At 62.9% G+C, this 12,222-nt stretch carries 13 protein-coding genes; 4 read left to right on the forward strand and 9 right to left on the reverse strand.

What is annotated here, in order from left to right:
* Window positions 1-57: 57 nt before the first annotated feature.
* The 7 genes from AC6IY7_RS18280 to AC6IY7_RS18310 all read right to left on the reverse strand — a co-directional run bounded on the left by AC6IY7_RS18280 (window position 58) and on the right by AC6IY7_RS18310 (window position 8,019).
* Window positions 58-423, reverse strand: coding sequence for a copper resistance CopC family protein (locus AC6IY7_RS18280; RefSeq protein ID WP_497780820.1), 366 nt, complete (start codon window positions 421-423; stop codon window positions 58-60).
* Window positions 424-485: 62 nt separating this feature from the next.
* Window positions 486-1,100: a hypothetical protein gene (locus AC6IY7_RS18285; protein ID WP_497780821.1), complete on the reverse strand. Its 615-nt coding sequence runs from the start codon at window positions 1,098-1,100 to the stop codon at window positions 486-488.
* 432 nt (window positions 1,101-1,532) lie between these two features.
* Entirely contained in the window at window positions 1,533-2,828 is a 1,296-nt protein-coding gene (gene amoB / locus AC6IY7_RS18290) for a bacterial ammonia monooxygenase, subunit AmoB (protein ID WP_497780822.1), read from the reverse strand.
* Window positions 2,829-2,989: 161 nt separating this feature from the next.
* Window positions 2,990-3,748: a bacterial ammonia monooxygenase, subunit AmoA gene (amoA, locus tag AC6IY7_RS18295; RefSeq protein ID WP_497780823.1), complete on the reverse strand. Its 759-nt coding sequence runs from the start codon at window positions 3,746-3,748 to the stop codon at window positions 2,990-2,992.
* 260 nt (window positions 3,749-4,008) lie between these two features.
* Entirely contained in the window at window positions 4,009-4,779 is a 771-nt protein-coding gene (gene amoC / locus AC6IY7_RS18300) for a bacterial ammonia monooxygenase, subunit AmoC (RefSeq protein ID WP_497780824.1), read from the reverse strand.
* Window positions 4,780-5,369: 590 nt separating this feature from the next.
* The gene (gene acpA, locus AC6IY7_RS18305; RefSeq protein ID WP_497780825.1) at window positions 5,370-6,821 is read right to left on the reverse strand and encodes an acid phosphatase; all 1,452 of its coding nucleotides are present in this window, start codon (window positions 6,819-6,821) and stop codon (window positions 5,370-5,372) included.
* A 136-nt stretch (window positions 6,822-6,957) separates the two neighbouring features.
* Window positions 6,958-8,019 carry a cytochrome-c peroxidase gene (locus AC6IY7_RS18310; protein WP_497780826.1) on the reverse strand — a complete coding sequence of 354 codons (1,062 nt, stop codon included), beginning with the start codon at window positions 8,017-8,019 and terminating at the stop codon, window positions 6,958-6,960.
* A gap of 393 nt (window positions 8,020-8,412) precedes the next feature.
* Between AC6IY7_RS18310 and AC6IY7_RS18315 the strand changes: the two genes are divergently transcribed.
* The 4 genes from AC6IY7_RS18315 (at window position 8,413) to AC6IY7_RS18330 (ending at window position 11,404) form a co-directional block, all read left to right on the forward strand.
* A complete protein-coding gene (locus AC6IY7_RS18315) occupies window positions 8,413-9,567 on the forward strand; it encodes a cytochrome-c peroxidase (RefSeq protein ID WP_497780828.1) in 1,155 nt (384 codons plus the stop codon).
* Window positions 9,568-9,641: 74 nt separating this feature from the next.
* The gene (locus AC6IY7_RS18320; protein ID WP_497780830.1) at window positions 9,642-10,721 is read left to right on the forward strand and encodes a metallophosphoesterase family protein; all 1,080 of its coding nucleotides are present in this window, start codon (window positions 9,642-9,644) and stop codon (window positions 10,719-10,721) included.
* Window positions 10,722-10,733: 12 nt separating this feature from the next.
* A complete protein-coding gene (locus AC6IY7_RS18325; RefSeq protein ID WP_497780832.1) occupies window positions 10,734-11,135 on the forward strand; it encodes a cytochrome C in 402 nt (133 codons plus the stop codon).
* 11 nt (window positions 11,136-11,146) lie between these two features.
* Window positions 11,147-11,404 (forward strand): hypothetical protein, encoded by a 258-nt coding sequence (locus AC6IY7_RS18330; RefSeq protein WP_497780833.1) that lies wholly within the window; start codon window positions 11,147-11,149, stop codon window positions 11,402-11,404.
* 7 nt (window positions 11,405-11,411) lie between these two features.
* Here AC6IY7_RS18330 and AC6IY7_RS18335 read toward each other — a convergent pair whose 3' ends face one another.
* Together AC6IY7_RS18335 and AC6IY7_RS18340 are read right to left on the reverse strand one after the other, a co-directional pair.
* A complete protein-coding gene (locus tag AC6IY7_RS18335) occupies window positions 11,412-11,672 on the reverse strand; it encodes a hypothetical protein (protein WP_497780834.1) in 261 nt (86 codons plus the stop codon).
* Between the two features lie 136 nt (window positions 11,673-11,808).
* Window positions 11,809-12,192 (reverse strand): hypothetical protein, encoded by a 384-nt coding sequence (locus AC6IY7_RS18340; RefSeq protein WP_497780835.1) that lies wholly within the window; start codon window positions 12,190-12,192, stop codon window positions 11,809-11,811.
* Window positions 12,193-12,222: the final 30 nt, after the last annotated feature.

The raw sequence follows: 12,222 nt of genomic DNA on the forward strand, positions 1-12,222 counted from the left end.
GGCGCGGCGCCCCGCCGATCGGCGCCGCCCGCTTTCAAGGATGTTCGTGAGCCAGAGTTAGTGAGCGTCGACCGTGAACTCGTATTTCCCCTCGACTATGTGGCCGTCCGAGGAGAGAACGCGATATTTCACGACATATTTGCCCGTCGCGAGCTCGGGCGCGTCGAGTGTCAGCTCGCGCGGCTTGTCGGGAGCGCCCTTCGCGCCTTCGACGACCACCTTGCCGCTCGCATCGAGGATCGAGATCGTCGAATAGGCGGCCTCCACGCCGCCGCCGAAGCGCAGCTTCACGAGCTTGGGCGAGGCGGCGACATGGTCCTTGGCCGACGGAGAAGCGTCGACCAGGAAGGAATGGGCCGACGCCGCGCCCGCGCTCATGCATAGAAACGCCGCCACGAGGCCGGCTCCGAACTTCACCCTCATCGTCGCTCCTCCCATATTATTCGTTTATTCGCATCATGATCTGGGCGGTCGGCCGCGCCTGTTCAAGAAGACTTCACCGCGTCCACAGCATCCACGGTCTTCGCCTTTGGTCGGCTGTGGCGCCAATAAACGCCGACCATCAGCGCGATCAGCACGGCGCCGAGAACTTGCGGCACATAGGACCACAGCGTCTGTCCGACCATGAATTTGAACTGCTGGGTCTCTTTCTGGCCATTGGGACGCGTGAGCGTGACATAGCCGATGAAATGACCCTTGTCGGTGAATTTATGCTCGAAATTGAACGTGCCGGTCTTGTAGAGCTTGGGCGGCAGATGAATGATGGTCATCGGATCGAGATCGGCGTCGGCCGAGATCGGCACCAGCGGATCGCGAATGATGCGCAGCTCGATCGGCAGATCGCGAAAATCCGGATTGGCGATGTCGAAAGTGAAGATGATCCGGCCGACGATCGGAATATGCTCGCAATATTGGTCGCGCGCGCCTTCGGCTTCATAGGCCGTGATGTGGATCATGTCATAGCCGAACATGACCATGCACATATTGTCCATGACCATTGCTTCCGGACCATCGCCCCCGGCGCGAGCCGGAGTCGCGGAAAAGGATGCGAAGAACAGCGCGAGCGCCAATAGACAGAAGTTCACAGATCGAACGATCATCGCTTTCCTTCCTCCCGACCACGCGCGCCTCACGGCCGCCGCGTCGCCTTTTTTTGTTTCGGGCCGCGAGGAGCGAAGATGATCTCGCCCCCGCCTATCCCGATTTTTATTAGTGCAAAAAGGAACCGATTTGAAATCGCTATTTCGTCGGCGACGCCGCGGAGACGCTCGCTCCGGTGAGATCGCCTCGGCGTGAGACTCTATGCAGAAACTCTAAGCGTCTTTCGGCGCGGACGCGACAATTTCTCCTGCGTCGAAACGCCGCATTCTATCGCATCACGATATAATCGCCGAGTTCGGGCTCTCGGCGCCGAAGACTCGTAATCGCAAGGCCGCCAGAGGCGCGATCACAAAAAGAAACCGGCCGGGCGCGAGGCCCGGCCGGCGAATGTTTCAGCCTCTATCCGAGGTTCGATCAGAGCATGGGTTCGATCAGGGCATGTCGCCGGCGACGAACTTCGGAATGACCGGGCCGCCGATCTCGGTGGCGTAGCGCTTGCCCGACGGGCCGAAGAACATCAGCAGACCGCCGATCTGGCTGTCCGTGTCATAGGCCAGATCCGAGAGACGCTCGATATCCCAGCGCGCGTCCTGAATCTTCACCTCGATCGTCTTCGTCTCGCCCGGCGCGATCGGCGTCGGATCCGTCGACAGACCGCGGTCGGCCAGCAAATAGTCCGGGAACTCGGGCTTCGTCGTGAACACGTCGGGGTTCAGGAAGCGAAGGCCGGCAGCCGTATATTCGCCGAGCTTCAGCGGCTCGTCCGTCTTGTTGGTGATCTTGACCTGGATCGTCAGCTCGCGGCCCGGGACCTTGTAGACGCCGCCCTTGAGGTCGGCGAGAACAACCTTGGTGCCCACGCCAGCCGTGCCTTCCTCGACGATCGGCGTCAGCGGCTTCTGCAAGCCGGCCTGAAGCGGGATCGTGCGCGGGAAGGTGCTGTTCGTCACGGCGTAGCCGATGATCGTCGCCAGGATCGTCACAGCGAGAACGATAGCGCCGACGCGGCGGTCGTCGTCACCGATCTGCTCCTCGTCCTTGCCTTCGCTGATGCGCAGGTAGGAAGCGATGATGCCCTTCTTGAAGAACCAGTAGAGGATCCAGGCGGCGCCAGCGATCATCCACGGGAAGTGCCAAGCGTAGATGCGGTCGATGCCGTAGGTCTCGAGGTCCACGGTCGTGCCGTCCAGCAGCGTGACAGGGTCGCGGAAGTCCGCCATGTCGCCCTTGATCTCGATCCACTGGCCGGGTCCGATGATCGGGCCGCCGCCTTCGACGTTGATCTGCGCATGAACGTGCCAACGGCCCGCGCGGCGCGCCTTCAGATCGATCTGGAACGCATAGTCCTTGCCGACCTCGAGCGAAACCGAGCGCGGAGCGAACTGCTCGCCGATGAACTGAGCCGTGCGAACCAGAACCGGACCCGGCTCGCCGGCGTTCAGGAACGACGACTTCGGGTTCGCGACGGCCTGCGGCCAAGCCGAGAACACGTGCACCTTGCCCGAAAGCACCATCGACTCGTTGACGTTCAGCGAGGTCTTCGACCACTTCACGTCATACCAGTTCAGCGTGCGCATGCGCAGGAACGCCTGCTGCGACTTCTCGCCATGCGCCGACGCCGGAGCGACGGAGCCCATTGTCGCAGCGACCGCAGCCGCCATGCCCAGGCCGAAGAGCCGAGCGACCCGTCCGGTCGCCAGCACGGCCATTCTCTCCAACAGTTTCATGGAACAACCTCCCAAGTTTCTCTTCGCGGACCGGCCCTGCGGGCCGGTCGTCCGCTGTCGTCCTTGTCGGGAGCGGCTCGGTCCCGGACTCTCTTGCAGGAGCCCTTCGCAGCCGCCCCTCCTCGCGTGAGGGATCTCGTGATCCACGACCTTGCGGTCGATCAGATCTTGCTGATCACCTTCGTGGTGGAGTACCACTTGCCGACGAACCACCACAGGAAGTACACGAGCATCGACACGAAGCCCGAGAAGAACGCGGCCACCGGCACGACGTCCTTACCGAAGGTGCGCAGCGTGCCGCGCTCGACCATGCGGATGTATTCCGGCATCGAGGTGCGGACGAAGTGGAGGCCGATCAGATCGGCCAGAGACATCAGCTGACCATGCTGCTCGGTCGCCTGGTGGAAGGCGGCGATCGCCGGCCAGTTGTTCGGGTAGAACAGCAGGCCCCAGCCCAGAGCGCCGACAACGGCCGTGATCACATAGCTGCCAGACAGCAGCAGGATGATGTCCAGCCACAGAGCCGGAACGATCAGAGCCGACGGGAACACCAGGCTGATCGGGAAGTAGGTCCAGCCCCAGAAGTTCACATAGCGGTTGATCCACTCGCCGATCAGAAGGCCCAGAACCGCGAAGGTCGCGCCGAACGGGAGCTTGAAGTTCTCCCACAGGAACGCCTGCGACGCAGCCGCGAAGGTCACGCCCAGGATCGGGATGACCGTCGGCCACATACGACGGTCTTTCCAGTCGACCCAGAAGTCCCAGTCGCCCGCCGTCAGCATGAAGTGAATGTGATAGCCGCCCAGCACTGCCAGAAACAGCAGCGTCAGAATCAGCCAATCGGACGTCTTGACGCATCCCGCCGCTTCCGCGACGGAATGGAAAGGCCCGATAGCCCCCCCGCTCTTCGATGTAGACATCACTCTTCTCCTTGGTGTCTGTCCGCCCGACGTCTTTGCGCCGGCGTCTCGAGACCTGTCTCCGGCTCTCTCGCGCCGGATTGTCCTTTGAAATACGCCTCTCTCCGGCGGGCTCTTTTCCACTCCTCGCCGAAACCCCGTCCGAACCGCCGGCGTGCGGCTGTCCGGACGAAGCCTTCGTCCCGGGAGCATTCGGAAAATTCAGTCGCCAGAGGCGGCCGTCCGCGTCGAGACGCGGGCGGCCAGAGCTCAGGCCGCTATCAGCCGATCAGCGCCTCGACGCCGTCCTTGCCCAGCAGGCGCTTCACATTGCCCAGGATCTGCAGGACCACGCCGAACACGCCCAGCGCCATCCAGCCGAAGAACACGAAGCCCCAATGCAGCGGAGCGACGAACAGCTCTTCCATGAACCAGAAGGTGTGGCCCCACTCGTTCAGGCCGACATTCGGGATGATCATGAACGGGCCGATGGCCACGATCAGGAACGCCAGCGAATAGCCGTGAGCGAAGTAAGGGATGCGGGTCTTGGCGTAGAAGAACGAGCCCACGCCCATGATCGAGTAGATCGGATAGCTCAGATAGAACTCGATGATGTGCGACGGCGTGAAGTCCGTGTCGCGAATCACCGTCATGTGCCAAGTGCCGTCCTGCTCCGTGAAGAAGCTCGCGCCCCAGTAGATCGCGACCGCGTAAACGGTCAGCCACTGCAGCAGCACGACGTGACGACGAAGCTCCTCACGCGGAGTCACCGCGTCGACATTGCGGTCGCGGGTCTTCCACAGATAGCCGGCGAGGCCGAGACCGGCGACGAGCTCCAGCGGAATTTCCGTCCACAGCATCGTCAGCCAATACGTCTGGAACTCCGGAGCGAACGAGTCGAGACCCGCGCGCCAGCCGAAGATCTGCTCGTAGATACGGATGAACAGGTAGAAAATGTTGAGGACGGCGATGCCGATCCACATGGTCTTCAGGTCCACGATGGCATCTGAGCCGGCGGCTGCGCCGGCCGATGTCTCTGTCGTAACGCTCATCTCAATTCCTCCTAAGTGCTCCCAGGGATTCTCGAAGCGATTTCGCCGCGTCCCGCCTCCCTGCTCGGCACGCGCCTTCGTCTCCGCGGTTGATTGTCAAAGCAGGCGCTTCCTCGCATCGGACGAAGCGCTGTCCCGACCTCCCGTTCTCACCCCCGCGCCAATCCTTTCGAAAGGACCGACCGAAGGCTTTCTTCTTGTTTGCTCGGAGACGAATTCTTTCGAAATCGCCGCGCGAAACGAAAACCCCGGACGTCCGACGCCTCCCAGCGACCAAAACATCCGAAACGCCCCCGTTCGGCGAGCCGCAACCATTTCCGTTCCGCCTCGTAATGACAATATCCAATGGGGTGGGTCAAAATAATCTATAGAGTAGTATCTTGCACTCCAATGGGTGGTTTATGCGGCGCCGCAATTTCGGGCGGTCCCACCCACGCCGCCGGGCGCCGCCGCCGCGGGATGTCAGCTGAATTTGGCTTTATTCAAAGCGATGTGACGAGAGCTTCGCCTATCGATTCGGCGCCATCCCCTAGAATTGGCCTCCCCGCTCAGGCTGTGACAGAATGACTTCAGCCGCAGCGCGGCGCCGCTCAGCGGGTAGCGCTTCCCGTCGCCGCAACGGTCGTCTCGAGCGCATTGCGCAGATCCGCCGCGCCCTTGTCGCGCGCCGAGAGCGGCGGCAATCCGAAACGCGTCTCGATCGTCGCCACAATCGACGCCGTGTCATAGATCGTGCGGTCGACGAATCCCTTTTTCGCGAAGGGCGACAGAATCAGCGTCGGCACACGCGTTCCGGGGCCGAAGCGGTCGATCGGCGGCGGCGCCACATGATCCCAGGCGCCGCCGTTCTCATCGGCGGTGACGATGATCAGCATGTCCTTCCAATTGGGACTGCGCCGCAGCCGCGCGACGACATCCGCGAGATGCGCGTCCCCGGTCTTCAGATCGGCGTAGTTGGGATGCTCGTTGAATTTGCCGACCGGCTTATAGAAGGACACGGCGGGCAGCGTCCCCGCCTCCGCGGCCGCGAAGAAATCGTCGGCGTCCTTCAGATGCAGCTCCCGCGCCTGTGTGCCGGCGGCGAAATTCGCGAAATAGAGGAAGGGCTGGTGATGGGTCTGGAAAAACTCCGGCGCCTCGCGCTGGCGAATGCGCCCGGCGCGCATGTCGTTCCAGCCGCCGGCGTACCAGGCCCATGACACGCCCTTGTCCGTGAGTCGGTCGCCGATCGTCGGCAGCGTCTGCGGCGGCAGGCCGAATCCCGCCGGCGTGGCCGCATCGAGCGGCGAGAGCGGCGTCGGCGGCTGCAGCGTGCTCACCGCAAAGCCGTCGCTCGTCACTGGTCCGGGCTTTCGATAATGCGGCGGGCCGCTATGAGCGCTCTTCGGCGTATCCGCGACGCGCGCGAGAAAGCCGGTCGTCTCGTCGACCTCGGCGATCAGCGACGCCGGCGCCGCGGGAAACACCGCCGTGCAGGCGCAGACGAGGAACATATGATTGATGAAGGAGCCGCCGAAGGCGCCGTGGAAGAAATGATCGGCGAGCGTGAACTCCTCGGCGAGACGCCATTGCGCGAGCGCGCGGCCGTCGTAATAGCCCATGACCAGCCCGCCCGCGCCGGAAACGGAGGCGAAACGGTCCATTTTTCCGCCGTTTATCTGCTCCTTCTCCTGGAAGAAGTCATGCGTCAAATCCGGCGTCTTCTCCGCATTGGGCAGGAAGGCGTCGATCGGGAAAGGCGCGTTGGGAAGAACCGACGGGAAGCGGCTGTCGACGCCCTTGTCGCCGCGAATGGGCAGCAGCTCGCCGAAAGGCGCGCCGTCGACGTCGACTTGGGCGAAACGATCGGCGCCTATGCCGAGCCCATCGGCGCCGGGATAAAGGCCGAAGACATTATCGAAGCTGCGGTTCTCCGTGTAGATCACCACGATATGGCCGATCGCGGCAAAAGGATTCGAAGCCTCCTGCGCGGCGGCAGAGCCGGCCAGGCCGAAGAGCAGCACCCGAGCGAATGTTTGGGCGAAAACTCGCGAGAGCGTCATGCGCGACTCCGTTTTGAAAATCGTCGTGTCGAAGGCTGGCAATACACTAGAAATACAATGGCGCAATTTCGTGACTTGACGAAAAAGCCTCCGCGCGTGGGCGCGGAGGCTCTGTCTATTGCTCGGGCGAAGCCGCTCAGTGGCCCTTCGCGCCGACCTCCAACTGCGGATGCGGAGTCGCATTGGTGCGCGCCGGCAGGATCGGATAGTCGACGTGCGGCTGCTCGCCGGTCAGCGCTCCCAGGAAGGCGACGATCGCGGTCGTCTCGTCTGGCGCGAGCTCGAAGCCGAGCTGCGTTTTCGCCATGAGCGAGACCGCCTCCTCGAGCGTCCACACTTGGCCGGTGTGGAAGTAGGGCGCGCGCAGCGCGACATTGCGCAGCGGCGCGACGCGGAAGGAAAAGACGTCCGCCGGGCTCTTGGTGACGTTGAAACGACCCTTGTCGCCCTCGGGCAGAACGGCCGCCACGGGCTTCTCCACCGCGCCGAACTGCGTGTAATTGCCGCCGCCGACATTCACGCCGTCGTGGCAGCCGCTACACCCTTTGTCGATGAAAAGGCGCAGGCCCTTCTTCTGCGTCGCGTCGAGCGCCGCCTCGTCGCCGCCGAGGAATTTGTCCAGCCGCGCATTGGGCGTGACCAGCGTCGATTCGAAAGCTTCGATCGCTTTGGCGAAATTGTCGAAATTGGCGGCCTTGTTGTCGCCTGGGAAGGCCTTCTGGAAGGAAGCGACATAGCCCGGAATGCTGTTCAGCGTCGCCTCGACATTGGCGGGCGTGTTGTTCATCTCGACGCCGGCCTGCACGGGGCCCTTGGCCTGCGCCTTCAGATCCTCGGCGCGGCCGTCCCAGAACTGAGCGACGTTGAACACCGCATTGAGCACGGTCGGCGCGCGGCGCGGGCCTTTCTGCCAGCCATGGCCGACAGAGGTCGAGCCGGCGTCGACGCCGCCGAGGCTCAGATTATGGCACGAGTTGCAGCTGATGAGCTGGCTCGAGGAGATGCGCGGATCGAAGAACAGCTGCTTGCCGAGCTCGATCTTGGCGGGTGTGAGGTCGTTGTTCTTCACGGCCTTGGCGGCGGCCACCGGGGTGATCGGCTTGAAGACGGCGTTGGCGTCGCTCCGCAGATCGCCCGCGATCGCGGCGAACGGGAACAGCGCCATCACGCTCAGCGTGACGATGAATGCACGTGACATTTTCCGAGGGCTCCTCCGATTGGGAAACGAGCGTGCGCTGCGAAACAGCCTCGGCCCGAACCGCCGCCCGCCTACCACAAGCTGGGCTCTCGGGCAAAGGCAATAATGCAGGAAATTGCGAGAAATCATGTAATTGCAACTATAACTCTGCTATTTTCTCGATTATGTCGATTTGGCGACATCATCTCCGTCGCAGTTATTGTTCTCGTCCCCGAACGCGGAAAATATTTTTGCGCTGCACAGCTGCAGTTGCTGGCCAAGGCAAAGACAAAAGCCCGCTCCGAGCCATGAGAAGCCTTGCCGATTAGAAAAATTCCAGGCAGGATCATGACCGTCACGCCGATGAGAGAAGCGGGTCCATCCGACAGGGCGCGACGAGTCGGGGAGGAAGACATGGCCGTGCGCAAGCGCGCCGCGACACTGCTCGCGGCAATGCTCAGTCTTTCGGGGCTCGGTTTCGCGGGCGTCGGTTTCGCCGAGCCGCTGGGCCTGCCCCCGGTCCCGATCCCGCAGGACAATCCGCAGACCAGCGACAAGATCGCGCTCGGCAATCGTCTGTTCCATGATCTGCGCTTCTCTTCCGACGGCACGGTCGCCTGCGCGACCTGTCACAAGGACGACCACGCCTTCACAGACAGCCCGTTGCGCACCTCCGAGGGGATTCGCGCCTCCGATGGAATCGGCAAGAAGACCGGCACGCGCAATGCGCCGACGGTCATCAACGCCGCCTATTTCACGACGCTGTTCTGGGACGGACGCTCCGCCTCGCTCGAGGATCAGTCGCAGCATCCCTTCCTCAATCCCGTCGAGATGGGCCTGCCCTCGCATGAGCCGATCCTCGCCATAGCGCGCTCCGATCCCTTTTATGTCGAGCTTTTCAAAAAGGCCTTCGGCAAGAGCGGCGACGGCGTGACGATGGAGGAAGTGAAAAAGGCCATCGCCGCCTATGAGCGCACCATCGTCTCCGCCGATTCGCCCTTCGACCACTGGCGCTTCGGCCATGAGGAGAATGCGATATCGGAAGGCGCCAAGCGCGGCTTCGAGGTCTTCGTCGGCCAGGGCCGCTGCGTCTCCTGCCATGTGATCGAGCAGGATCAGGCGCTGTTCACCGATAATCGCTTTCACAATATCGGCGTCGGCATCAATCGGGCGCAGTTCGACGTGCCTCGTCTCTCCGCCGAGTTCCTGACCGCCAAATCCAAGGGCGCGGACGTCGACAAGGCCGTGCTCACCGACCCCAAGACGTCCGAGCTCGGCCGTTTCGCCGTCACCGACCAGTTCGACGTGATCGGGGCCTTCAAGACGCCGACCTTGCGCAATGTCGCAGTGACCGCGCCCTATATGCACGACGGCTCGCTCAAGACGCTGAAAGACGTCGTCAAGCACTATAATAATGGCGGCCGCAGCGAGGGCGATCCGGCCCAGGTGAACGACTATCTGTCCGGCGGCATTCGTCCGCTGAACCTCACCGAGCAGCAGATGGACGATCTCGTCGCCTTCATGGAGACGCTCACCACGCCGGCCTATTTCGGCGCCAAGACGAGATAAGCGCCAAGGCGAGATGAGTGCAAAGACGAGATGAGCTGAACGCCGCGGCGCGATCACGAAAAGGAGCCGAGTAGATGAGCGAATTCATCACCAGGCGCAGTGTGCTCGCCGGAGCCGGAGCCGGCGCCGGCGCGGCGCTGACCACTCTGCCGATCAGCATGGTCACGCTCGCCTTCGGCGGGACGCGCGAGGATTTCACCTTCACCTATATTTCCGACGCGCATATTCAGCAGATCAAAGGCGCGAGCTTCGTGCGCAATTGGGACCAGGGACTGAAGCGCGCCGTCGCCGAGGCCAATCTGGTGAAGCCGGAATCGGATTTCGTCATCTTCGGCGGCGATCTCGCTCAGCTCGGCAAACGCGAGGAGCTCGACCACGGCGCCGAGATTCTCTCCAAGCTGAAAGGCAGACTGCACGCCGTCATGGGCGAGCACGACTATTATCTCGATCTCGGCGATTATTGGAGCAAGCTCTACGGCCCGCATTATTACAGCTTCGACCATAAGGGCGTGCATTTCGTCGTGCTGAACTCGATTCTGACCAGCGAGCAATGGACCTTCCATCGCTGGCCGACGGCCGAGCAGCGCATGCTGGAGATGGCGGGGCTCGACAATCCCAATGGCTCGCCCTTCATGGTCGGCGACAAGCAGCGCAAATGGCTCGCCAATGATCTCGCCAAGCTGGACAAGAAGACGCCGCTCGTCGTCTTCTCCCATTCGCCGCTGCAGAAGATCTACAAGGGCTGGAACTTTTGGACCGACGACGCCGAGGAGGTGCAGGCGCTGCTCGCGCCCTTCGACAGCGTCAACGTCATCTACGGCCACGTCCATCAGATCCAATATAATCAGATCGGCAACATCAGCTTCAATTCGGTGATGGCGACCGCCTGGCCCTGGCCCTATCCGCAGAGCTATGCGCAGGCGGAGAGTCATCTGCCCGTGCTCACCATTCCGATGAACCGCGCCGATCCTTTCTTCGAGCGCGACGCCACCGGCTGGCAATTGATCGACATAGGCTCGGGCCGCGTCACCGCGCGCTATCAGCTCTGGGACAATGATCAGCGCACCGTCGCCTTCGATCACAAGGCCGGGCGTCCAGTCGATGTCGCCTATCAGGAGCCGACGCAGCGTCGTCTGCCGCAAACCCATTATTGATCGGAGTTCGCCATGCTTCGCTCGACACTGCTCCTCGCTCTCGGCCTCGCGGCCTTCGGCGCGACGGCGGCGCGCGCCGACGAATTCACCAAGACCGACGTCGAGCGCTATCAGAAGGAATTCGAGCTCGTGGCGGCCAAGGGTCGCGAATTATGGACGAGCGGCGCGGTCGGGACCAATGGCGTCGCCTGCGCGCAATGCCATCCCAACGCCGCCAACACCCATCCCGAAACCTATCCGAAGTTCCAGAAGCAGCTCGGCAAGGTGGCGCAGCTCTTCGAGATGGTGAATTGGTGCATTCGCAATCCGCTGCAGGGCGCAAATCTCGCGCCCGACGATCCGCGCATGACCGCGCTCGTCTCCTACATTACGTTCGAGCGCCGCGGCGTGAAGCTCACGCCCGGCCAGCATTGAGGAGGCTCGCCATGTCGAAACGCTTCGCTCTCGTCCTGCCCGCTCTGCTGATCGCCGGCGCCGCCTTCGCCGCGGCGAGCGACGAGCCGCGCGCGGATGCGGCCGGCCTCACGGGGGCGCCCGCCTCGAGCGAGGCCGTGGCCGCGCCAGCGCCCTGCGCCGGCTGCGCCGGTCACGACTGCGCCAAATGTCCGATGGCGCTCGCGGCGGCGGGGGAGAGCGCGACGGCGCAGCCGCCGGCCGCGCCGATCCGCTGCAGCGTCGACTGACGCGCTTCTATTCCGACGCCGTCGCCACGACGAAGGGAATGCCGAAAAAGCTCTCGTCGTCGGCGCCGGCGGCCTTGTGCAGCTCGAAGGCGTCCTTCCAATAGGCCGTCTCCGTGTCATCCGCGGGGCGGTGAGTGCATTTGGCGTCGGAATTGCCCGCCTGGAGCCACTTCCTGCTGTTGCGCACGAAGCGATCGAGCGCTTTTTGATCGGTCGGGCGAATGACGCATCTGGGGACGCCATCGACCAGGACGACTTGCGGCAGCATGTCCGATCTCCGACAAAGGGCCGAGTCCCCGTGAAAGGACCAAGACCCGTCTGATTGCTTGTCTCAGAATTAGATAGCAATCGACATGCCAATCGACGTGCCATGCCCCCGCCGGCTCAGCCCAGACCCGTTCGGCTCAACCAACGTAATCCTGCACGACATCGCCCAGAATGCGGTTCACATCGTCGATGGTGGAGAGGTCGTAGCGGCTGGTTTTCTCGCCCGTCGCCTCGTCGTCGCGCTCGAACTTCGGATGGCCGAAGCGGATCGTCGTTCCCTCGATCTCGAAGGGAATCGGCAGCGGCTCCTTCAGCGGACGCGAGACGAAGAGCAGGCCCATCGCCTTCTGCTCGACGGCGCTCGCCTTCAGCGCCAGCTCGACGCCGAACTTCGGGCCGATATCCTTCTTGATCGAATCGTCGAGAAAAGCGATCCAGCGGAAAAAGCTGTCGAAATTGCGCCGCGCGGCGGCGAGCACCTGTTCTTCCGCCTTGGCGAGGCTCGCGCTCGGATCGGTCATCTGTCTTGTCCCCGGTCTGCGGCGCCTTTC

The sequence above is a fragment of the Methylosinus sp. is20ea genome, assembly GCF_059718135.1.

Bases quoted from the DNA above. Each gene is read 5' to 3' on its own strand.
- AC6IY7_RS18280 (WP_497780820.1), bottom strand. From the start codon at position 423: ATGAGGGTGAAGTTCGGAGCCGGCCTCGTGGCGGCGTTTCTATGCATG.
- AC6IY7_RS18285 (WP_497780821.1), bottom strand. From the start codon at position 1,100: ATGATCGTTCGATCTGTGAACTTCTGTCTATTGGCGCTCGCGCTGTTC.
- amoB (WP_497780822.1), bottom strand. From the start codon at position 2,828: ATGAAACTGTTGGAGAGAATGGCCGTGCTGGCGACCGGACGGGTCGCT.
- amoA (WP_497780823.1), bottom strand. From the start codon at position 3,748: ATGTCTACATCGAAGAGCGGGGGGGCTATCGGGCCTTTCCATTCCGTC.
- amoC (WP_497780824.1), bottom strand. From the start codon at position 4,779: ATGAGCGTTACGACAGAGACATCGGCCGGCGCAGCCGCCGGCTCAGAT.
- acpA (WP_497780825.1), bottom strand. From the start codon at position 6,821: ATGACGCTCTCGCGAGTTTTCGCCCAAACATTCGCTCGGGTGCTGCTC.
- AC6IY7_RS18310 (WP_497780826.1), bottom strand. From the start codon at position 8,019: ATGTCACGTGCATTCATCGTCACGCTGAGCGTGATGGCGCTGTTCCCG.
- AC6IY7_RS18315 (WP_497780828.1), top strand. From the start codon at position 8,413: ATGGCCGTGCGCAAGCGCGCCGCGACACTGCTCGCGGCAATGCTCAGT.
- AC6IY7_RS18320 (WP_497780830.1), top strand. From the start codon at position 9,642: ATGAGCGAATTCATCACCAGGCGCAGTGTGCTCGCCGGAGCCGGAGCC.
- AC6IY7_RS18325 (WP_497780832.1), top strand. From the start codon at position 10,734: ATGCTTCGCTCGACACTGCTCCTCGCTCTCGGCCTCGCGGCCTTCGGC.
- AC6IY7_RS18330 (WP_497780833.1), top strand. From the start codon at position 11,147: ATGTCGAAACGCTTCGCTCTCGTCCTGCCCGCTCTGCTGATCGCCGGC.
- AC6IY7_RS18335 (WP_497780834.1), bottom strand. From the start codon at position 11,672: ATGCTGCCGCAAGTCGTCCTGGTCGATGGCGTCCCCAGATGCGTCATT.
- AC6IY7_RS18340 (WP_497780835.1), bottom strand. From the start codon at position 12,192: ATGACCGATCCGAGCGCGAGCCTCGCCAAGGCGGAAGAACAGGTGCTC.